Origin of the sequence: Gramella sp. KN1008 (assembly GCF_004332155.1) — a bacterium.
Lineage (GTDB): Bacteria > Bacteroidota > Bacteroidia > Flavobacteriales > Flavobacteriaceae > Christiangramia.
Window position 1 is genome coordinate 137,297 of sequence record NZ_SJDV01000006.1, and the last position, 21,818, is coordinate 159,114.

The window sequence follows — 21,818 nt, forward strand, 5'->3', positions numbered from 1 at the left end:
AGTTAGCATTTGTATGCTTCAAGGAAAAATTTAAGTTTTTAATAAGGCTTTTTATTATTTGCGGAAACCTCTTATTTTTGTGAGCCTAATTGGCCTCATAGTTCAATGGATAGAATAGAAGTTTCCTAAACTTTAGATCCAGGTTCGATTCCTGGTGAGGCTACGAAAATTATATAAATGTCCTTTTTTAGAGTGATAAAAAGGGCATTTTTTTTATGGGATTTAGATAGCTGTTTTTCTAAAGTTCTTACTCCTTTTAGGCCTCCTCCACCATAAAATAAACCCGGTTATAGAAAGAAACGGCCCCGTTAAACCTACCAGCGCATATAGAATCTTTACCGGAAGGCCGCCAAATTCAGCATAGTGGAGTGGCATCACGACAGAGTTCAGCCTGGTAAGAAAGTCTGCACTGGCTATTCTGTTAATACTAAGGATATTTCCTTTAGTCTCATCTATTTTGACCTGGTTATAGAATTCGCTGAAAAGAAAGAAATCAGTTTTAAAATCACCATACACAATTATTCCGGCTCCCTTTTCCAGAGGAAGACGTATATAGGTAGGTTGAAATTGCGGGATTTCTTTTTCTATGCCGTTCAGGGCTGCCTCTATGGAAGTATCTATTAATGGACCATTATATTCCTTGCGTGGATTCAATCCGGCTTTTGCCACGCTATAGGCAAGTATAATTCCTGTAAGTACAATAACCATATTAAAAATCAGGGCCCAGGAGCCTACATAACGGTGAAGGCCGGAATAAAAGTTTCTTTTATTTGTAGCTCTGATTTTTACCTGGAAAGTGAGGGTTTTAAAAATTGATTTCCGGTAAAGTATGGTGCCGGTTATTAAGGAGAGAAGAAAAACAATGCCTGCAACCAGAATGCTTATCCTGCCAGTTATACCGGAATGCAGGGAATAGTGAAGTTTAAGCAGCCAGGCGGTAAAATGAGAATTCGCATTGAGATCTTTGAGTATCATCCCGGTTTCGGGATCGGTGAAAACATATCTTCTTTTTTGCCCGTGCCGTACATCGTAAATAATTTGGCCGTTGTCCCATTCCTTTATCCTGGTATCCCAGCCCGGATATTTCTTTTGCACCAGCTTAGTTGAAATATCAAGCTTAGGTTCTTCGGTGAATGCTTCATTTTGAAATTCTGAAAAGATCTTTTTATCCAGTTCATCGTGGAATATCAGAATGCTGCCTGAAATTCCCATCAGGATAAAGAACAAGCCTGCTATTAATCCAAACCAGGAGTGATATTTCAGAAGTTTCCTATTGTTCATTCAGAATAAAGAAAGCCGTAGCCGTTTTCGGCTACGGCTTGTTTTAATTACAGTTTAACTTTTAATGATAGATTAAATCGGGTTCCATTGGCTTTTATGTAATCTGAATCCCTGGCAGCCCATTGTGAGATAGGATTATAATAATCCTCATTAAGCAGATTTTCTATACCCAGTCCCAGAGATGTGTTTTTATTCAGTTTATAACTGCTGGTAAGGTTCACCAGATTAAAGCTGTTAACAGGTCCCTGGCCATACGTATAATCTCCTTCCGCGTTCGGTTCAAAATGATCTCTGTTTCCACTATAGATATGAGAAAGTCGAAGGCTCCAGTCATCCAGAGGGCGGTAACTCAAATAGGATACAACCTTAAGAGGAGGTATGCGGTCTCCGTTCATGTAAGTATCATAATTTCCGTTATCCTGGGAGTCAAGTTTCCCCTCAGTATAGGAAATGGAGCTTCCCAGCTTGAAATTCTGACTCAAACGGCTATCAACTGCAAATTCAAAACCATACACCTTTTCAGGCTGACGGGCTATCTGGAAAATGCCGTTCACTTCTCTGTAGGTAGCTCCAAGATCTGAAGTGCTAATAAAATAAGCCCCGCTAAAATAAGTATTTCCTATCCTGCTGTTAAAACCTGCCTCATAGTTGTTGGCAATAACTGCCTCTGACGAGATCTGGCTCAGTGTATTTTCAGTGGCGGTGCGCAGGGTTCTACCAAGATCGGCAATTGAAAAACTCTGGGAAAAACTTACGAACGGCTTAAAGATATCCCATTTATTATAGCGTAGTCCCAGGTTGAAGGTGGTGGCATCATAACTCAGCTCTCCACCATTTACACTGGTGCCGCCACTGGAGGTATCTCCTCCGTATGGGAATAGGTAGATTGTCTGGTAGTCTGGCACTCCAATTTTAATATTTTCAAATCTCAATCCTGCCTTGAGGACAAACTCCCTGTATAGGGTTTTGAGCTGGGCATAAGGTGCGAAGTTGGTCATATCCATTTCAGGAGCCCAGATTCTTCCGTCCACAAGTTTTTGGGAAGTCTTATCATTCAGGATATCTACCCCATAAAGAAGATCGCCATTCAGTTCACCAAGACTGTAAGGGGATTTCAGGTTAATTCTTAAACCCTGCTTGGTCGATTCAATTGTAGACTGTCCTCCATCATATCCTTCCTCAGCATTATAAAAATACGGGCTAAAGCCATAGACGGTCTGGAAGTCCTGCATATACATATTTACGCGAAGATCGGTGCCACCAATTAGGTTATTGGAATCGTAAGTGACCTGAGCATTGTGATTATGCCTGTTACCCTGGTCTACTCCTATTACTTCGCCAATAACTCCAATGGCCGGCCTCTCGCCATATACTCCGGCCTGGTTTATATATTCAGTGTCCTGATTACTGCTGTAATAGTTGTACATCAGTTCAAGGGATTGGTCAGGTGTAAACTGGTAGTTAAGTTTTCCGAAAAGGCTGTATTGGTTTGTTTCACCTAAACCATAGGTAGGAGAAACAACCTCGCCATTTGCATCCCTGAAAAGTCCTGTTTGCTGGAAATTTCCATTTATCACATAACCTAATTTATCCAGCTGTCCGGAAAAAGTCTGGGAAATTCTTGACCCTATGGTATGTTCAATATTAACAAGTGAACCCATGGTTCCCAGCTCGGTAGTGCTTTGTAATTTTTCTGCTTTCTCAGGTTGTTTGGTTATATAATTAATGATCCCCCCATCTGCACCATTTCCGTATATAGCCGTAGCTCCTTTTATCACTTCAATGCGCTCAATGGTATTAGGGTCTATGGTGTTTATATCTCTTCCCCCACTTCTTAGAGGAGTGGACTGGGGAATGCCGTCTATCAGTACAAGCATATTTCTACCCCTAAGAGTTTGCCCGGTACTACTGGTTCTGTTCGTACTCAGGGCTATTCCGGGGATTTCGGTGATTACATCTGCAACATTAATGCTTGTTTGTGACAGTTCCTCTATTTGTGAGGAAGTTAATACGGATACTGAAGATGGTACTTCGTCCAGGGTCTCTCTTCGCCGGTTGGAAGTGATCACTATCTCTCCCAGTGACTGCAGGTCTTCCTGAAGTGTTACAGATAGATCAATCTTTTGTGTGGGAGACACTGTAACTGATTTTGTTTGTGTCTTATATCCTATTGCCGAGAACCTGATGCTGTAAGTGCCGGAATTTAGCTGCAGGGAATATTCCCCATCCAGATCAGTAATGGTCCCTAGATTGCTATTTTCAACTTTTACATTTACAGAAGCTAGAGGAAAGCTTTTTTCATCTGTAACGACTCCAGAAATTGTGGCTTCTTCCTGTGCTGCCATTGAAAGGCCGGTAAACAGTAAAAGTAGGAAGCCGGTAAATCTATTCATTTTAATATTTATTTAGATTAATTCTAATTAGGGCTGCAAATGTAGAATCATTCTAAATAAAAAACAATCCCAAAGCTCCTATTTTTATAGGATTTTTGGTCTAATCCTTTTCCGGGAAAAATAAATTACTGATTATCAGGAGTCAGTACCACTCGGGAATTTTAGTCAAAAATGAAAAATTGGAAATGAAGCTTTCTTATAACGGATAAAAAGTAATATTTCCTCATATGATTACCTGTGGCTTTATGGACTTATTGCACAAGCCTGTATCTGAATTTGTCTCAAAGTAGTCAATGTCTCTCTCTTCCAGCTTCTCTGAAAATTGCACCAGGCTATTTTTTATATAATATTTCATTAAAATTTAAAAGATAGAAGCGATTAAGCGGGTTAAAATTCGTAACTTTCTTAGGCTAAAAGCTTAGGTGGAACTCTTCAATCTAAGCCGGTTTTCTCCCCCATCTCAAGCCGGTACTTTTCCCTTTTTTCATTCAAATATCACTATCATGGAAACAGCAGTTAAAGAAAAGTCCAGAATTTTCCGCTTTGGAAACAGGACTACCGATGGAAGTAAAGAAATGAAAAATCTGCTGGGAGGTAAGGGTGCTAATCTTGCAGAGATGAGCAGGATAGGAATTCCGGTTCCCCCAGGTTTTACAATTACCACCGAGGTTTGTACGGAATATCACCAGATCGGAAAGGAAGCTTTAATAGAAAAGTTGAGACCCGATGTTGAGGAAGGGGTGAAATATGTAGAAAAGATTATGGGAAAGACTTATGGAGACAGTGAGAACCCATTATTATTATCGGTACGATCAGGTGCCAGGAAATCCATGCCCGGGATGATGGATACCGTTCTTAATCTAGGGTTGAACGATGAGGTGGTGGAAGGTCTTGTGAAAAAGACCAATAACGAACGTTTTGTTTGGGATTCCTACCGGCGGTTCATTCAGATGTACGGTAGCGTAGTACTTGGAATGAAACCGGACACCAAGGAGGATACAGATATTTTTGAAGAGATTATGGATGATCTTAAGGAACGCCGAAAAATAAAACTGGACACCGAATTTTCTGTTGAAGATCTCAAAGAACTGGTTGTGGCTTTCAGGAAAATTGTAAAACAGAGGACCGGCAAAAATATTCCTTCCGATCCGTGGGAGCAATTATGGGATGCGACGATGGCTGTTTTTGATAGCTGGAATGGCAACAGGGCACTTTATTACAGGAAGATGCATGGTTATCCTTCAGATTGGGGCACCGCTGTTAACGTTCAGGCGATGGTATTTGGCAATATGGGTGATAATTCGGCTACCGGAGTATGCTTTACAAGGGATGCCGGTAGTGGAGAAAATGTTTTTAACGGAGAATATTTGATGAATGCCCAGGGTGAAGATGTGGTAGCTGGTGTTAGAACACCACAGCAGATCACTAAGCTGGGGTCAAAGCGTTGGGCGGAACTTGCGAGGATAGATGAAAAGGAACGAAGGGAAAAATATCCTTCTCTGGAAGAACTCCTTCCTGATTTATATGCTGAACTAAATGAATACCAGAAAAAAATTGAAACCCATTATCGGGATATGCAGGATATGGAGTTTACCATTCAGGAAGGAAGGCTGTGGATCCTTCAAACCCGCGATGGAAAACGTACGGGTACTGCAATGATCAAGATCGCCGTTGATCTCTTAAAAGAAGGTCTGATAGATAAAAAAGAAGCTATCATGCGAATTGAACCTATGAAGCTTGATGAGCTGCTCCATCCTGTTTTTGATCCCAGGGCCTTGGAAAATGCTCATGTCATTGCTCAGGGACTACCTGCTTCACCGGGGGCTGCGACAGGTCAGATCGTTTTTTTCGCCGATGAGGCCGATAAATTTAAAAACTCGATTCTGGTGCGTATTGAGACCTCTCCAGAAGATCTTGAGGGTATGAATATAGCGCGCGGGATACTAACAGCCAGGGGAGGAATGACCTCCCATGCCGCCGTAGTGGCACGAGGTATGGGTAAATGTTGTGTCTCGGGAGCAGGGGCTCTTAATATCGATTATAAGAAACGTGAGATGAAAGTAGGAGATAAGGAATATCATGAGGGAGACTGGATCTCATTAAATGGAAGTACCGGGAATATCATTGAGGGTAAGGTAGCTACCGTGGAGCCGGAACTAAGTGATGACCTTGCAGAAATCCTTGAACTATCTGATGCCTTTTCATCTATGAAGGTAAGGACTAATGCTGATACTCCTAACGATGCTATCGCAGCTCGAAATTTTGGAGCCCGCGGTATTGGTTTGACCAGAACAGAGCATATGTTCTTTGGACAGGACAGGATCAGGGCTATGCGCGAAATGATCCTGGCCGATACCAGAAATGGAAGGAGGAGAGCTCTAAGAGAGTTGCTTCCAATGCAAAGGGGCGATTTTGAAGGTATTTTTGAAGCCATGCAGGGATTCCCTGTTACCATCCGTCTTCTTGACCCACCCCTGCATGAGTTTGTACCTCATGAACTCGCTCACCAGAAAGAGCTAGCCAAAGACATGCACATTTCAGTAAAAGCAGTAAAAAATAAGGTGGATGAACTAAAGGAATTTAACCCTATGCTTGGACACCGTGGTTGCCGGTTGGGGAATACCTATCCCGAGATCACTGAAATGCAAACCAGGGCCATTATTGAAGCCGCACTAAATGTAAAGGAAAAAGGTGTTGAAGTGAAGCCTGAGATAATGGTACCCCTGGTAGGAACATTAAAAGAATTTACCCTCCAGGAACAGGTGATAAGAAACACGGCCCGGAAAGTATTTTCAGAACGAAATGACAGAGTTGAATTTCTGGTTGGGACCATGATCGAAATTCCCCGTGCTGCGCTAACAGCCGATAAAATCGCTGTACATGCTGAATTCTTTTCCTTTGGAACCAACGATCTAACCCAGATGGTATTTGGATATTCAAGGGATGATGTTGGCAAATTCCTGCCCGTATATTATGAAAAAGGGATCTTGTCCAACGATCCGTTTGAAAGCCTGGACCAGGAAGGAGTGGGGCAGTTAATAAGAACGGGAATAGAAAAAGGCAGAAGCACCAACCCAAAATTAAAGATTGGGATTTGCGGTGAACATGGAGGAGAACCTTCTTCAATTGAATTCTGTTACCGTGTGGGAATGGATTATGTGAGCTGTTCCCCATTCAGGGTTCCCATAGCCCGGGTGGCTTCAGCACAGGCGGCTATTAAAAATAAAGAAGCTACTGTTTAAAGATTTTTTCGGTTCTATTTTTTTCCAGATTTTTGGTTTATTACTATATTATAAGGCCATATGGTTTAATTTTGGGGTATTAATTAGATTTTAAATAAATGAATACAGTTGAAAGACACACAAAAATTATTGAGAAAATTAATAACGAGGGACAGGTAAAAGTTCAGGATTTATGTGACCAATTTGAGGTGTCTTCAGTAACTGTAAGGAAAGATTTAAAATTACTGGAAGAAAAAGGGATACTCTACAGAATTCATGGAGGAGCTACCTTAAATAATCCTTATACTACGGACAGGCATGTAAATGAAAAGGAGAAAGTTAATTTGCCTGAAAAGATGGAAATTGGGGCCGCAGCAGCCAAACTTGTTACGGCCAATGATTCTATTCTTATAGCTTCCGGAACAAGTGTACTTGCTCTGGCAAAAAATATTAAACCTCAGGAAAATTTAACAGTGATCACCTCGGCGCTGAATGTGGCCCTGGAACTAAATCAGCACAACGAAATTGAAGTAATTCAGTTGGGCGGGGTTTTAAGAAAAAGGTCATCTTCGGTAACCGGCCTGTTCGCTGAGACCAATTTATCAGATTTTTCATGTAGTAAACTATTTCTAGGGGTGGATGGGATCGATTTGGATTTTGGCCTCACCACCGCTAATGTGCGGGAAGCTCGTCTTAACCGTGAAATGATAAAGGTTTCTCAAAAGACAATTGTCCTGGCAGATTCCAGTAAATTCGGGAAAAGAGGCTTTGGCAGGATTTGCGGTTTCGAGCAGATCGATGAAATCATTACCGATAGAGGAATTTCTAATTTCACAAAGGAAGGCCTTGAAGAATTTGGCATCAAGGTTACCATTGTTTAGCAAAAGGCTTTCCGCGATAATACTTATTTACTCAAAGGCCATATTTAAAGGTTCTCCACTGGTTGCATTAGGGAATGAAATTCCTAATAATGTTGAAATAGTTGGGGCGATATCCGGAATTACCGTTCGCTGTGAAGTACTTCCCGCTTTTATACCTTTTCCGTAAAACAACAAGGGTGTGTGAGTGTCATAAGAGAAGCCACTTCCATGCGTGGAGCCTTTTCTGGGATATATAATATATGCGGGATCCAGAAGGAAAATAACATCACCGCTTCGCTTCTGGTTGAATCCATTTTGAGTAAGCCCTGCTATTCCTTTGGAAAATGAGCCATTTTCCATTTGTGCTCTTGTAAATACGCGGTCAACATTTTTCTGGTTAAGCATGTGGCTGGCAACCGCCTTTTGTATCTCTTCAAACTTCAGATCTTTGGCAGCGATTAATTCATAATCAAGAAAGATCTGATTGTTAGAAATATTTTCTACTAAACCATCAGTGTTAAATTCATTTTTCAAAAATTCATTCAAGTGTTGCTCAGCCTTGATAACATTAAAGTAGCCTGCAGGTATTTTTCTGGAGCTGAGATACGCAGGCACATTTATGCCCCCATGATCGGCTGTTAAAAATAGGGTATATTCGTCTTTTCCAATATTTTCGTCCAGAAATGAAATGAATTCTGCCAGATTTCTATCCAGGCGTAGGTAAGTATCTTCAACTTCCTTGGAGTTGACCCCAAAATTATGTCCTACATAATCGGTGCTGGAAAAACTAAGAGTAAGTATATCTGTATATTCATCCTTTCCTAAATCTTCTCCTTTAATTGCGGCTTTAGCAAAGTCCACCGTGAGATCGTTACCAAAAGCTGTTGATTTGATGATGTCATAATCACCATTTTTATCAGCAAGCTTTTTAAGGTCATAGGGGAAAGTAGCCTGATCCTTTCCAATGAACCCACGTTCAAATGTATTATCATCTTTTCCGCTTTCAGAATAGGAAGAAATTTCCTTTAAACTATTCCAGTTTTTTAAGTAGGATTTAGCTTTGCCGGATCTATTAAAATCCTCAACCCAATCCGGGAGTTCATCCATATAAAAGGAACTGCTTATCCACTTCGCTTCATCATCTCCATGAAACCAGTAAGCGGCATTGGCCGTATGACCGGCGGGAAGAATGGCACCCCTGTCTTTAAGGGCAACTCCAATGGTCTTGCTCCTCATCTGGTTGTGCAACCTGTTTTGATCTCCGAATGTTGTGGATTTCATGCGTGCTGGCGACATCTTACCTGCACTATCCTTGGTTCCAACGGGGTTGACCGAATCATCATTCACACAATAGACCTCTTTCTCTTCAAATTTATTGTACCAATTATTACCTATAATTCCGTGCGAAGCAGGAGTAGTACCAGTGAATATGGATGCGTGGCCAGGCCCGGTGTAGGTAGGAATGTAGTTATAGTGATTATTTTTAAATACAAAACCTTCATTTACCAGTTTCTTAAAACCATCTTCGCCAAACTGATCCCAGAAGCGTGTTAAATAATCGTAACGCATCTGATCTACTACGATACCGATCACAAGTTTAGGTTTATCAGTGATTTTTTCCTGGCTAAGGCCGGAAATGGAAATAAGAAAGAAAAATATTACTACTAATCTTTTCATGGGAGTAAGTCTTTTAAAAAAATCTATAAAACAATTCCAGGAAGCTCTTTTAATTCATTTAAAAAGCTCTCATATTCTTCAATTAAATCTTCATTCATTAGGAAAAGAGAGGTCTCATTATTATTCCATAAAGCGTTTAATGTAAAATTTTGTGTGCCCGTCATTACAAATTTTGTTCGCATTCCATCAAGTATACCGTCTATGAGCATTATTTTAGTGTGAATATTGATCTGGGCAGGACCTGTATTATCCAAATTGAAAACCTTTACGAATGCGCCATGATCCTGTAGTTTTTTTAAGCCTTGCATTACTTCCGGCCCTTTTCCGGATTTAGTGATAATCTGAATATCGGCACCTGCTTCTAAAAGAATAAGAAGATGATCAATAATATAACTTCGGGAATCAGACCAGTCAGACATCGCGATCTTAATAGTGGTTCCGGCCGGATCAGTTATCTGGTCTAATATTTCAATTACCGAGTCTTCCCCATACGTTTGTCCATTTTTTCTCTTGGGGTAAAAACTAACCTTTACTTCAGCTTCAGTATTAATATACTCTGTGTATTCATAATTCTCCATACCTGAGTTAGCGAAGGTTTTCATCGTATTCCAATTCTCTACGTAGGCGTCATACAATCCAGGATTGGATATTATTATGGCATCCTGCAGCTTTTTCTGGCCTTTGGAATGAAAGTTCTGCGAAGTTTGAAATATTATGTTCTCTATGTTCTCTGTTCCTTCAACTTCCACTTCAGACAACAAAATGAATTTGTTATGATTTATGGCGATTGAACTTGCATCATTAGTAATGCCCACCACCTCAATTTCCCCTTCCAGGCTTTTGAATTTACTCAAAGTGGCAAGGTTACTACTTCGATCACTCTCATCTGTCATAATAAAAAGCTTTACTTCTCTTTCAGAAGCGTCAATTAAAGCCTCTATTATCGGGGAATGATCAAACAGGTAAATTGATACATATATTGAAGCATTTTCCGGGGTTGCATTTATATATGAAACTATTTTGTCAGAAATTATGGTTGAGGTTGAACCTTCTTTTATTTTCTGAATATCATTAAACAGAACTTCAGGTAATCTGGCATTGTCGGTCTTTAATGCCTGGACCTCATTAACTTCTTTCTGCGGTTCCTGATTGATATCCGGCTTAACGGTTTCGGTGTCGCCAGAGCAGGAACTTATAAAGAATAGAAACAGGTATATAAAATTTCTTAGCACAAACATATTCTTTACTCAAGTATTAAAAACAAACCAGCAGCGATCCCTGCACCTATTATAGGGCCAATAACCGGGATCCACGCATAGCTCCAGTCACTTTTGGATTTGATTTTTATGGGAACCATGGAATGTACTATTCGAGGGCCAAGATCTCTGGCCGGGTTTATGGCATAACCAGTGGTTCCCCCGAGCGACAGCCCAATTGCCCATACCAGGAAGGCCACGGGAATTGCACCGAGAGAACCCATTCCAATAGGGGTTTGAGAGGTGTTACCCATGACCGGATTGGTCACATAGAAGATTACAAATATCAGAACGAAAGTTCCAATTATCTCGCTAATTATATTTGAAAATCGGTTTCTAATCGCGGGAGCCGTACTAAAGGCTGCAAGTTTTAACATTCGGTCTTCCGTATTATCAAAATGGTGCTTATACATAACCCAGACCAGGAAGCTTCCGGCCATGGCGCCCAATAACTGTGCGCCTATATACAAGGGCGCAAGGCTCCATGCAAATTTACCTGCAAGGGCCAGGCCTATGGTAACCGCAGGATTGAGGTGTGCGCCGCTATATGGGCCGGCTATTACCACCCCGGTGAATACTGCAAGAGCCCAACCAGTAGTAATTACCATCCATCCGGAATTGTTTCCTTTTGTATGCTTCAGTACTACATTCGCAACAACTCCATTTCCCATAAGAATCAGGAACATGGTTCCAATAAATTCAGCTGTAAATTGTGACATTCAATAATAGATTTAAATTAATTTTGGGACCAGTTATTGGTTGCTTTTACTGCACGCTGCCACCCGTCTATCATTCTTTCCACCGGAGTTTCAGTATTTGGAGTATAGCTTTTTGTCTTTTTCCATAGGGAATTTATTTCATCCAGATCTTTCCAGAAACCTATCCCTAATCCCGCAAGATAAGCAGCTCCCAGAGCCGTGACTTCGGTGTTTTCCGGTTTTAAAATCTGAGTATTCAAAAGATCAGATTGTATTTGCATTAGGAGGTCGTTGTTGGTAGCTCCCCCATCAACCCGCAGTTCTTTTACTTCTATGCCAGAGTCTGCTTCCATGGCTTTAACTACATCACAGGTCTGGTATGCAATACTCTCTAATGCTGCCCTGGCGATATGGTTTGAGTTACTGCCTCTTGTAAGACCAACTATGGTTCCACGGGCATGCTGATTCCAGTGGGGTGCCCCAAGGCCTGCAAACGCGGGAACAACATATACTCCATTATTATCTTCTACTTTAACGGCTAGTTCTTCGATTTCGTGAGATGCAGAAATGATCCCAAGTCCATCTCTCAGCCATTGTACAACAGCACCGGCAATAAAGATACTTCCTTCCAAAGCATAATGAACATTAGATCCTATTTTCCAGGCTACTGTAGTGATTAATTTATTTTCGGAAACTATAGGCTTATCACCAATATTCATCAGCATAAAGCATCCCGTTCCATAAGTATTCTTAACCATCCCCTTTTGTGTACACATCTGACCAAAAAGTGCAGCATGCTGGTCCCCGGCAATACCGGTAATTGGAATCTTTTTTGAAAAAATATTCCCTGAGGTAATGGCAAGCTCACCACTTGAATCGCATACTTCTGGCAGCATGCTTTCCGGGATTCCAAATAATTCCAGCAGCTCTTTATCCCATGATAAAGTATGGATGTTAAACAAAAGGCTTCTGGAAGCATTTGTCACATCTGTTATATGACTCTCTCCCTCGGTTAAATTCCATATTAGCCAGGAATCAACGGTTCCCAGGGCTAATTCTCCGGCCTGAGCTTTTTCCCTGGCTCCATCAACATTGTCCAGGATCCATCTCACCTTTGTGGCTACAAAATAGGAGTCGATTACCAGACCTGTTTTTTCACGTACCATTTTCTCCAGTCCCTGGGCTTTTAGTTCGTCGCAATAATCTGAGGTCCTTCTGTCCTGCCAAACAATAGCATTGTGTATTGGCTCTCCTGTTTTTTTGTCCCAAACGATGGTGGTTTCACGCTGGTTTGTTATGCCTATAGCTTCAATATCATTAGAGTTCAGTTTACATTTCGAAATAGCTTCGGCTGCAACACTAATTTGGGAAGACCAGATTTCAGACGGATCATGTTCTACCCAGCCTGGCTGGGGAAATATCTGTTGAAACTCTTTTTGAGCTACTGAGACAGGGGTCCCTTCAGAATCGAATATTATAGCACGGGAGCTTGTGGTTCCCTGATCTAATGATAAGATATATTTAGGCATAATTAAATATTTGATTTGATTTTAGGTTTGTTATTGATTGGTTTCTTTATGGAATACGGGGAGGGTAAGTACCTTTTGGCAAGCTGATTAAACTCTTTCAACTGTTCCTCTATCCAGGTTTGATCTTTATTCATTTCCTCGGCCATTATTTTTCCGACTTCAGGAGCTAATGCTATGGCAATTTTAGCATTTAAAAATAAGATTCGTAAACGTCTGGCAAGAATATCTGCGATGTTTATTGCCATTTCATTTCTTACCGCCCAGACTACCTCTGCCTTAATGTTCGGAAAATCAGGATGTAACCTTTCTCCTAAATCAGGATGAGTACTGGTGAGCTCGAGAATATGTTTTTTATCACTTCCGTAAATGTCCAGATAGTCCTGACCATTCACTGTGGCATAACCATGAAGTTTAAGATTAGAGGTGTTGCATTCGGCCTGAGGAAGTTTTCCGGTCTTTATGGCGGCATCAATGGTATCTTCAGCCATTTTTCGGTAGGTAGTCCACTTTCCTCCGGTAATGGTAATGAGACCGGAATCTGAAACACTCAATTTATGATCTCGGGATATCTCCTTGGTTCCTTTTTCGGAACTTGGCTGAACCAGTGGTCGTAACCCCGCAAAAACACTTAAAATATCTTTATGTTCCGGTTTTGATGCAAGATAATCTCTTAGGGTTTCCAATATGAAATCAATTTCACTTTTAAGTGCCTTTGGTTCCAGAAGAGCCTCCTCTACTGGAGTATCTGTGGTACCCACCAGTAAGTGGTTATGCCAGGGTACGGCAAAAAGAACTCTACCGTCTGCTGTTGCCGGTATCATTAAAGCGTGATTTCCGGGAAGAAATTTTTTATCTAAAACCAGATGCACTCCCTGGCTTAATTTTACCAACGGAGCTTTGTTGCGAGAATTAAGTTTAAGGATGTCGTCCACGAAAGCACCGGTTGCATTTACTACCACTTTTCCTTTGATCTTATACTCTCTGTTGTTTTCAATGTCCCTGGCCGTTACCCCGCATACCTCTTCTTTAAAGTTCTTTAATAAATTCGTCACCTGCATGTAATTAATAAGATTACCGCCTTTATCATTACAGGTTTGGGCTATACTCAGGGCTAATCGGGTATCGTCAAACTGTCCGTCATAATATACTATTCCACCATTGAGGTTTTTAGGTATCAGATTGGGAAGTAGTTTTAAGGCTGCTTTTTTTGCAACCATAGTGGTTTTATTCAGCCTTAATCTGCGGGCCATCCAGTCATAAATTTTCAGCCCCACTCCATAATAATATTTCTCCCACCATCTATAACTGGGAATCAGGAATGGAAGCATGCTCACCAGGTGAGGGGCATTTTGAAGCATTAAGCCTCTTTCATATAAAGCCTCGTTTACGAGGCTTAAATTTCCCTGAGCCAGGTATCTAACGCCGCCATGGGCCAGCTTTGTACTTCTACTCGAAGTTCCATTGGCAAAATCAGCCTTTTCCAGAAGCAATGTTTTAAATCCTCTGGCAGCTGCATCCAAAGCAGTTCCAAGACCGGTAGCACCACCTCCTATTATAATAATGTCCCATACCTGAGTCGGGTCCTGGATTTTGTTTAAAGCAATAGTACGATTCAAAATTTGTTTTGGTTTTTATTTAACAAACAGATTGAATTTTTATCAAAATTACGATTAACGGGAACAAAACAAAACAAAAACAAAGTTTTTTTAGGTTTTATTTGTTTCTTTGTGTTTTTATTAGTTACATTTGAGGTGTTAACCTAATGTGAAATCCAATAAAAGCCAACGATTACGATATCGTTATAGTGAAGAAATTGGAGTGAGTATTTATTTTTTTTAACTATTTATTAAACAAAAGACAACCTCGATGTTTAGTTTGGAAAGAAAAGAAAACAAAATATTTGCACCACTAATTTTAAAATCAAATTTTTCTAACAAACCAATAATTATGAAACAAAATTTAGGGAAGACTCTCTTGTTTTTATTATGTCTCGTATCTATGAGTTCCTGGTCCCAGGAGCGAACGGTAACGGGAAATGTATCTGATAAAGATGGCATGCCTTTGCCCGGAGTTACTGTTCAGGTAAAAAACACTTCAATGGGAACGGCAACAGATTTCGATGGTAATTTTCAATTATCGGTACCCGAAAACCAGAATGTTCTGGTTTTTTCGTTTTTAGGGTATAAAAAACAGGAAGTTGCTTTAGGAAACAAAAACAATTTGCAAATCACCCTGGAAGAAGATCTGGAAAGTCTGGATGAAGTAGTGGTAGTAGGTTATGGTACAACAAAAGCAGAGAACCTTGTCGGTTCGGTTGGTACAGCAGACCTTGGTGATATAGCAACACGTCCCTCGGCCGATATTGCCAGTTCTCTGCAGGGGGCTGTTCCGGGTTTAAATATTCGATCAGCATCCGGAGGAGATCCGTCATCGACGCCTCAGATTAATATTCGCGGGTTTAATTCCATAAACGGGGGGTCGCCTCTTGTTCTTATTGATGGAATAGAGGGGGAAATTGCAAATGTTAATCCCAACGATATTGAAAGTGTGACCGTTTTAAAAGACGCGGGGGCCGCTGCAATATATGGTGCCAGGGGATCTTTTGGTGTTGTTTTAATAACTACCAAATCTGGTAAGGCAGGTGAGTTTAATGTTAAGTATACCAGTAATTTCGGTTATACTACCAATACAGCCCGAACAGATTTTGTAACGAATCCATATACGTACGCTAAATGGGTAGATGAAGCAATTGGTTCATATCATAGTGGTTGTTATGTGTGTTATGATGAAGAGGATTTTGAGATCGCTCAGCAGGTTGGTAATGGTGAAAGAGAGCCATTTTATGAGCAGCAGCCGGATGGAACCTATAAATTCTATGAAATGACAGATTTCTATGATATTTTGTTCAAAGACCGTCGTAGTCATCAGATAAATAATATCTCGGTTTCGGGAGGTTCTGAAAAGTTAACTGGTGTACTTTCAGGAAGGATCTATGAAAGGGAAAAGATTCAGAATATCCAGGATTCGGAGATGAAACGATATAACCTTCAGTTAAAATTAAGCGCCACTCCGTATGACTGGCTCAAGCTCACAGCTGTAACAAGGTTTAGCAGTAATTTTGATGAGCAATACGCAGGTACGAAAAACGGCTGGGGTGATGAATTTGGAGTTAGTAAATGGCGTGATCTATTTCCTAACCATCCGGCATTTGTAGATGGCTATGGTGTAAGTGTAGGAAGAACCCGAAATGGTTACGTTGGTCGTTTAGGAGCTTTAAAAGAAGGTGCGGCACATCGCTACTGGCAAGATGAAAATCAGGTCTACACGCTTGGGGCAGAATTGAAACCAATCGACGGACTGGTTCTTAATATGGATTACAACTATAATATTGACAGAACAGACCGTACTCATAATTATAGACCTTTCAGTTATCTGGCAGGTGATGAACTTGAACTGGTTGAAGATGCTGGCCTAAATCGTCATAATGAGTATCGCTGGAAAGATTATTATACGGCGATGAACATCTATGGAACCTACTCAAAAAGGATAGCAAATAAGCATAATTTCAAATTAATGCTTGGTTTTAACCAGGAGGAATTTGATCGTGACCGAGTGGGAATGAGCATTGAAGACTTACTTACCAAAGAAAAGGGAAATATTGCATTTGGAACTGAGATGTTACAAATGGAAGGCTCTACTTTAGAATGGGCCTTACAGGGCTATTTTGGAAGATTTAATTATGATTATGCCGGGAAATATTTACTGGAAGTTAACGCGCGTTATGATGCCTCGTCTCGTTTTCCTAAGGGTAATCGCTGGGGATTCTTCCCTTCTGTAGGTGCTGGTTGGATAGTTGACAAGGAAAACTTCTGGACCTCTATGGAAGATGTGATGTCCTCACTTAAGTTAAGAGCTTCATACGGAAAACTTGGAAATCAGAGCGTAGGGGTGAATACCTTTAGAGAACTTATAGGTATGGGAAGAACCTCATGGCTGATAAATGGAGAACGGAATATATATGCCAGGGTGCCGGCACCACTGCCAGCACATATAGGCTGGGAGAAAATCACCTCTACCAATATAGGTGTAGATATGGGCTTTCTTAATGATAAATTGACTGCATCTTTGGATGTCTATGAGCGCCATACGCGTGATATGTATTTGCCAGGACAACCACTTCCTGCTGTATTTGGTGCTTCTGAGCCCCGTAGAAATTATGCGGCTATGAAAAATAAGGGTTTTGAAGTAACGGCGGGCTATAAGGATCGCTTCAATGTTCTGGGATCTGAACTTGCTTTAAGTTTCCAGGCTAATGTTTCAAATAACAAAGGTGTAATTACGAAATTCGATAACCCAAATGGTTTATTGAGTACCTTCTGGGAAGGTCAGGAAATCGGTGAGATCTGGGGTTATCGTATTGACGGCCAGTTTCAGTCTGATGAAGAAGCAGCCGCTTTTGAAAATGAATTTGGAAGAAGTAATTTGGATAGAGTTTACAGAGGAATACTTCGTTATGGATCCAATTCTGATTGGAACTACTTAAAAGCAGGAGATCTTAGATATGTAGATGTGAATGGAGATGGGGAAATTAATGACGGTAAGAACACCCTTGAAGATCATGGAGATTTAGTACCAATCGGAAACGCGATGCCACAGTTTCCTTTTGGATTCAATTTTAATGCTACCTGGAAGAATTTTGATCTTTCTGTCCTTGGACAGGGTGTTGCGAAACAGGATTGGTACCCGCAAGGTCCATTATATTGGGGTACATTTCATAGACCTTATGTTTCTTTCTTAAGAAAAGACCTTGTAGATCAGGTATGGGATCCTGCCTATCCTAATGATCCTAACCGAATTTTCCCTCAAAGACAAAGAGCGTATAATGCATTAAGCTCTGGCCGCATGTCCTATAATCTTAATGATCACTTTTTAAAGAATATAGGCTACCTGAGAATAAAGAATCTAACCTTTGGTTACACTCTTCCTACGAGTCTAACACAAAAGGTAAACGTTAAAAGGCTAAGAATTTTTCTTAGTGGAGAGAATCTGTTCACATGGTCATTTGGTGGCTTAACAAAATATCTGGATCCTGAAGAAGTTGGTTCGCACGTGAGTTATTCAAATCCTAATGGTGTGAGTGCGAGACCAGATGTGAATACGCAACTATACCCAATGGGTAAGACATATTCAGCAGGTGTGGAAATTAACCTATAATCTCATTTTCTAAGGGAGATCCATTAACAATGAAAAAAATGAAAAAAACAAGTATAACAATGAGTAGGATAATACATATATCGATGATCGCAATCCTGTCTTTAATGATTGCCAGTTGTGATGTCGATGTACTTGATCAGGAACCCGGTGATGCTATTACAGCAAATGAGTTCTTTAATACCGGTGAAGACTTAGAAGCATATACATTAGATTTATATTCGATTTTACCCACAGAATCGGTTTACAGGGATGATGCGGCTTCAGATAATATTCTTGGAGTAAGCGCTGCCGAACGATTAAGAGGGGCTCGTATCGTGCCAACGGAAAGGGGTAGCGGAGGCTGGTCCTGGGGTGACTTGAGAAAACTAAACTATTTCCTTGAAAATTATGACAGGGTAAACGATGCCGATGCCAGAGCAAAATACTCCGGAATAGCTAAATTTTTCCGTGCGTACTTTTATTACGAGAAGGTGAAAAGGTTTGGTGATGTGCCATGGTATGGTGAAGTCATTCAGCAGGACGATGAGGAATTATTATATAAAGCCCGTGATTCCAGGGAACTGGTAATGGATTCTGTACTTGCAGATATAAATTATGCTATTGAGAATATACCGGCTGAAAAGCAGTTAAATCGAATTACAAAATATACCGCACTTCTTTTAAAAGCCCGTATCTCTCTTTTTGAGGGGACTTTTAGAAAATATCATGGAATAGATAATCATGAGAAATTTTTACAAGAAGCAGTCTCTGCTTCCCAAGAACTTATAGAATCTGGTGCCTATAGTTTATATACTGCCGGCGGTACGGATAACGCATACCTGGATCTTTTCTCAAGAGAAGATCAGGATATGACAGAGACTATCTTAGCCGTAGATTACGAGTTCGGTTTAAGAACACATGATCTCGGGTATTTGATGACAGCACCTACTCTCGGTAAATGGGGGCTCACAAAGGAAGTGGTTAATAGTTATTTAATGGCCGATGGAACTCCTTTTACTGATCAGCCTGATTATGATACCCAGGAGTTCTATGAGGAGATGCAGAGTAGGGATCCAAGGTTAACACAAACCACCGCTGGCCCCGATTACAAAACCTATGGTTCTGAAGATCGCGAACCCGTAGATCTGGATATAACCAGAACAGGTTACAGAGTGATAAAAGCATTACCTCCAAAAGGGCCGCAATGGGGTGCTGGTGGATCTTATAATGACATCATTCTTTTCCGCTATGCTGAGGCATTGCTGATCTATGCGGAAGCCAAGGCAGAATTGGGAACACTTACACAGGCAGATCTGGATATTTCTATCAATAAATTAAGAGACCGTGTGGGAATGCCTCATTTGAATATGGCCGAGGCAAATGCTAATCCTGATCCCTATCAGGAGGCTCTATATTCTAATATTGAACAGGGCGCCAACAAGGGAGTTATTCTTGAAATTCGTCGTGAACGGAGGATTGAATTAATGAATGAAGGCTTTAGATGGGACGATTTGATGAGGTGGAAAGAAGGTAAGAAAGTGGAAGACGACATACTTGGTTTGTACTTCTCAGAATTGGGACCACATGATTTCAATAACGATGGTGTTTATGACGTGTATGTACATGATGGAGATACCAGTGGAGCACCAGATGAGGTAACCTCTTTCTTGAATATTAATGAAACGCCACTTACTGGCGGTACATCTGGGAATATGCTGTTATTTACCGGCGGTATGTTTGAGGAGCCTAAGGATTATTATTATCCAATTCCTATTGAGGATCTGGAGCTTAATGACAACCTGGAACAGAATCCGGGATGGGAATAAAACCTGTTTCTATTTTACGGTTTAATGAAAAATACAAAGCATTGCACTTATAATAGAAATAAAATATTTTAATTAGCCTATAACTTGCCGAGACTAAGTGTTTCGGCAAGTTTATTTTTAATTTAAACTCAAGTTAGAAATGAAATATTTCAAACCAATTTTGTTATTATTTCTTGTATCTGTCATTGGATGTAAGAACAATACCGAATCTGAAGGATCCAAAAGCCCTGAAGAGGAAAGTGTTTCCAGCACTCAAATAGAAGTTCAGGGCCATAGAGGGGAAAGGGGCCATTACCCTGAAAATACCATTCCCGGATTTTTAAGTGCCATAAAGAAGGGAGTGGATGTCGTAGAGCTTGACGTGGTAATCTCAAAAGACAACAAGGTGGTGGTTTCTCACGAACCTGTAATGTCTTCTGTTTATATGCAGGACCCTAATGGAGAAAGTATTTCAAAGGCTAAGGAGTCTTCCTATAATCTTTATAAAATGAAGTATGACAGCATCAGGAAATTTGACAGTGGTTCCAGGGGGAATCCAAGATTTCCGGAGCAGAAGAAGATGAAGACTTATAAACCATTATTAAGTGAAGCCATAGACAGTATTGAAAATTTTCTTCAGAGAAATAAACTCTCAGCTGTTAAATATAATATTGAGATCAAATCAGTTCCATCTAAGTATGGTGAATACCAGCCGGAGCCTGAAGAGTTTGTAAATCTGGTTGTGGAAGTAATAGAGAAGAAGGGTATAGCAGATGTAGCGAATATCCAGTCGTTCGATCCTACACCACTTAATATTCTGAAAGAAAAATTTCCCGAAATAGATATAGCATATCTTGTGAGCGATGCCGGAATAACGGATAATCTTGAAAAATTAAATTTCACTCCAGATATATATAGTCCCAATTATAAACTGGTAGTAAATGAAAGCTTTGTAGATTCTATTCATAATGCCGGAATGAAACTGATCCCATGGACGGTTAATGATGAGGAAGCTATAAAAAGAATGATCCAGCTTAAGGTAGATGGGATAATTACCGATTATCCGGAAAGAGTACTGGACAGGCTGGAATAAATTGTCAAATTAGTAATATATAAAAAAAGCTCCTGCTATTAGCAAGAGCTTTTTTTATTTACAAATAGACTAATTCTTATCCTTAATTTAAACAGGGTTTTAGAATTTTTGCCCAGTGCTGGTAACCGGCAGCGTTAAGGTGAAGGCCTTCCTCCGTATAAGCCGAATCCAGCCTTTTGGTATCATCGAGAAAATAGGGATGCAGATCTATTAAATTTAGATTGTACTCCTCGGCCAGAAGCTTCAGCTCTTTGTTAATATGCAGAATATGCTCGTCTTTATTGTAATGATTCTTGTATTTGGTAAATGTATTGTTCACCGGGAGAATCGTCTGCACATATATTTCCGTTTCCGGAGAATCAGTTTTTATCCTTTCTATAATCTTCCTGTAATTTCTCAAGATAAGCTTATCCGGAAAATTTCGTGAGATATCATTGATGCCTATTAACAGAAATATTTTGGCAGGTTGTCCTTCGGTAACCTCGTCCAGTCTTTCCAGGATCCCGAAAGTAGTGTCCCCGGAAATTCCCCTGTTCCTGGCCTGGGGAAGTTGTAAAAGTTCATTCCAGTGAATGTATTCTGTAATACTATTTCCCAGAAATATAATGTCTTCCTTAGAATTTGGAAAGCTTCTGAACTTTTCCACTTTTAAGGCATAATTAGTAGGCCTATAGGTGGTGTCAAATTCTTTTTCCTGAGCATTATTTGAAATAAAACAGAATAGAAAGAAGAATGATAAAAAAATGCAATGTTTCATTTGAAGCAAATTTATTTGGTAATACTGCAATTTACTAATAAATGAAACTTAATGA

General features: G+C 40.3%; 13 protein-coding genes and 1 tRNA gene. 6 read left to right on the forward strand and 8 right to left on the reverse strand.

From position 1 onward, the window contains the following. Positions 1 to 91: 91 nt before the first annotated feature. Positions 92 to 163: transfer RNA gene (locus EZJ28_RS12305), tRNA-Arg, on the forward strand. Between the two features lie 59 nt (positions 164 to 222). Here the strand turns inward: EZJ28_RS12305 and EZJ28_RS12310 are convergent. Together EZJ28_RS12310 and EZJ28_RS12315 are read right to left on the reverse strand one after the other, a co-directional pair. Then, entirely contained in the window at positions 223 to 1,281 is a 1,059-nt protein-coding gene (locus EZJ28_RS12310) for a PepSY domain-containing protein (RefSeq protein ID WP_131398278.1), read from the reverse strand. Between the two features lie 47 nt (positions 1,282 to 1,328). Next, positions 1,329 to 3,674 (reverse strand): TonB-dependent receptor, encoded by a 2,346-nt coding sequence (locus EZJ28_RS12315; RefSeq protein WP_131398280.1) that lies wholly within the window; start codon positions 3,672 to 3,674, stop codon positions 1,329 to 1,331. Positions 3,675 to 4,177: 503 nt separating this feature from the next. On the opposite strand from EZJ28_RS12315, the gene ppdK reads away from it, so the two are divergent. Beyond that, positions 4,178 to 6,916 carry a pyruvate, phosphate dikinase gene (ppdK, locus tag EZJ28_RS12320; protein ID WP_131398282.1) on the forward strand — a complete coding sequence of 913 codons (2,739 nt, stop codon included), beginning with the start codon at positions 4,178 to 4,180 and terminating at the stop codon, positions 6,914 to 6,916. Positions 6,917 to 7,014: 98 nt separating this feature from the next. After that, the gene (gene agaR / locus EZJ28_RS12325) at positions 7,015 to 7,776 is read left to right on the forward strand and encodes a transcriptional repressor AgaR (protein ID WP_131398284.1); all 762 of its coding nucleotides are present in this window, start codon (positions 7,015 to 7,017) and stop codon (positions 7,774 to 7,776) included. 27 nt (positions 7,777 to 7,803) lie between these two features. Here agaR and pafA read toward each other — a convergent pair whose 3' ends face one another. The 5 genes from pafA to EZJ28_RS12350 are packed head-to-tail and all read right to left on the reverse strand — an operon-like array spanning position 7,804 to position 14,531. Continuing rightward, positions 7,804 to 9,432, reverse strand: a complete 1,629-nt coding sequence (pafA, locus tag EZJ28_RS12330) for an alkaline phosphatase PafA (protein WP_131398286.1) — start codon at positions 9,430 to 9,432, stop codon at positions 7,804 to 7,806. Between the two features lie 23 nt (positions 9,433 to 9,455). Further along, positions 9,456 to 10,664 (reverse strand): phosphatidylserine/phosphatidylglycerophosphate/cardiolipin synthase family protein, encoded by a 1,209-nt coding sequence (locus EZJ28_RS12335; protein ID WP_165499075.1) that lies wholly within the window; start codon positions 10,662 to 10,664, stop codon positions 9,456 to 9,458. Positions 10,665 to 10,675: 11 nt separating this feature from the next. Then, positions 10,676 to 11,407 carry an MIP/aquaporin family protein gene (locus EZJ28_RS12340; RefSeq protein WP_131398290.1) on the reverse strand — a complete coding sequence of 244 codons (732 nt, stop codon included), beginning with the start codon at positions 11,405 to 11,407 and terminating at the stop codon, positions 10,676 to 10,678. A gap of 17 nt (positions 11,408 to 11,424) precedes the next feature. Continuing rightward, entirely contained in the window at positions 11,425 to 12,915 is a 1,491-nt protein-coding gene (gene glpK / locus EZJ28_RS12345) for a glycerol kinase GlpK (RefSeq protein WP_131398292.1), read from the reverse strand. Between the two features lie 2 nt (positions 12,916 to 12,917). Continuing rightward, complete coding sequence (locus EZJ28_RS12350; RefSeq protein ID WP_131398294.1) at positions 12,918 to 14,531, reverse strand: glycerol-3-phosphate dehydrogenase/oxidase; 1,614 nt, start codon at positions 14,529 to 14,531, stop codon at positions 12,918 to 12,920. 331 nt (positions 14,532 to 14,862) lie between these two features. On the opposite strand from EZJ28_RS12350, the gene EZJ28_RS12355 reads away from it, so the two are divergent. The 3 genes from EZJ28_RS12355 to EZJ28_RS12365 all read left to right on the forward strand — a co-directional run bounded on the left by EZJ28_RS12355 (position 14,863) and on the right by EZJ28_RS12365 (position 21,006). Then, positions 14,863 to 18,129, forward strand: a complete 3,267-nt coding sequence (locus EZJ28_RS12355; RefSeq protein ID WP_165499076.1) for a TonB-dependent receptor — start codon at positions 14,863 to 14,865, stop codon at positions 18,127 to 18,129. A gap of 59 nt (positions 18,130 to 18,188) precedes the next feature. After that, positions 18,189 to 19,934: a RagB/SusD family nutrient uptake outer membrane protein gene (locus EZJ28_RS12360; protein ID WP_131398298.1), complete on the forward strand. Its 1,746-nt coding sequence runs from the start codon at positions 18,189 to 18,191 to the stop codon at positions 19,932 to 19,934. 139 nt (positions 19,935 to 20,073) lie between these two features. Then, positions 20,074 to 21,006, forward strand: a complete 933-nt coding sequence (locus EZJ28_RS12365) for a glycerophosphodiester phosphodiesterase family protein (protein WP_131398300.1) — start codon at positions 20,074 to 20,076, stop codon at positions 21,004 to 21,006. A gap of 82 nt (positions 21,007 to 21,088) precedes the next feature. On the opposite strand, the gene EZJ28_RS12370 is transcribed toward EZJ28_RS12365, so the two are convergent. Beyond that, positions 21,089 to 21,763 carry a GDSL-type esterase/lipase family protein gene (locus EZJ28_RS12370; RefSeq protein WP_131398302.1) on the reverse strand — a complete coding sequence of 225 codons (675 nt, stop codon included), beginning with the start codon at positions 21,761 to 21,763 and terminating at the stop codon, positions 21,089 to 21,091. Positions 21,764 to 21,818 lie beyond the last annotated feature (55 nt).

Coding starts and splice junctions, on each gene's coding strand:
- EZJ28_RS12310 (WP_131398278.1), bottom strand. CDS start 1,281: ATGAACAATAGGAAACTTCTGAAATATCACTCCTGGTTTGGATTAATA.
- EZJ28_RS12315 (WP_131398280.1), bottom strand. CDS start 3,674: ATGAATAGATTTACCGGCTTCCTACTTTTACTGTTTACCGGCCTTTCA.
- ppdK (WP_131398282.1), top strand. CDS start 4,178: ATGGAAACAGCAGTTAAAGAAAAGTCCAGAATTTTCCGCTTTGGAAAC.
- agaR (WP_131398284.1), top strand. CDS start 7,015: ATGAATACAGTTGAAAGACACACAAAAATTATTGAGAAAATTAATAAC.
- pafA (WP_131398286.1), bottom strand. CDS start 9,432: ATGAAAAGATTAGTAGTAATATTTTTCTTTCTTATTTCCATTTCCGGC.
- EZJ28_RS12340 (WP_131398290.1), bottom strand. CDS start 11,407: ATGTCACAATTTACAGCTGAATTTATTGGAACCATGTTCCTGATTCTT.
- glpK (WP_131398292.1), bottom strand. CDS start 12,915: ATGCCTAAATATATCTTATCATTAGATCAGGGAACCACAAGCTCCCGT.
- EZJ28_RS12355 (WP_165499076.1), top strand. CDS start 14,863: ATGAAACAAAATTTAGGGAAGACTCTCTTGTTTTTATTATGTCTCGTA.
- EZJ28_RS12360 (WP_131398298.1), top strand. CDS start 18,189: ATGAGTAGGATAATACATATATCGATGATCGCAATCCTGTCTTTAATG.
- EZJ28_RS12365 (WP_131398300.1), top strand. CDS start 20,074: ATGAAATATTTCAAACCAATTTTGTTATTATTTCTTGTATCTGTCATT.
- EZJ28_RS12370 (WP_131398302.1), bottom strand. CDS start 21,763: ATGAAACATTGCATTTTTTTATCATTCTTCTTTCTATTCTGTTTTATT.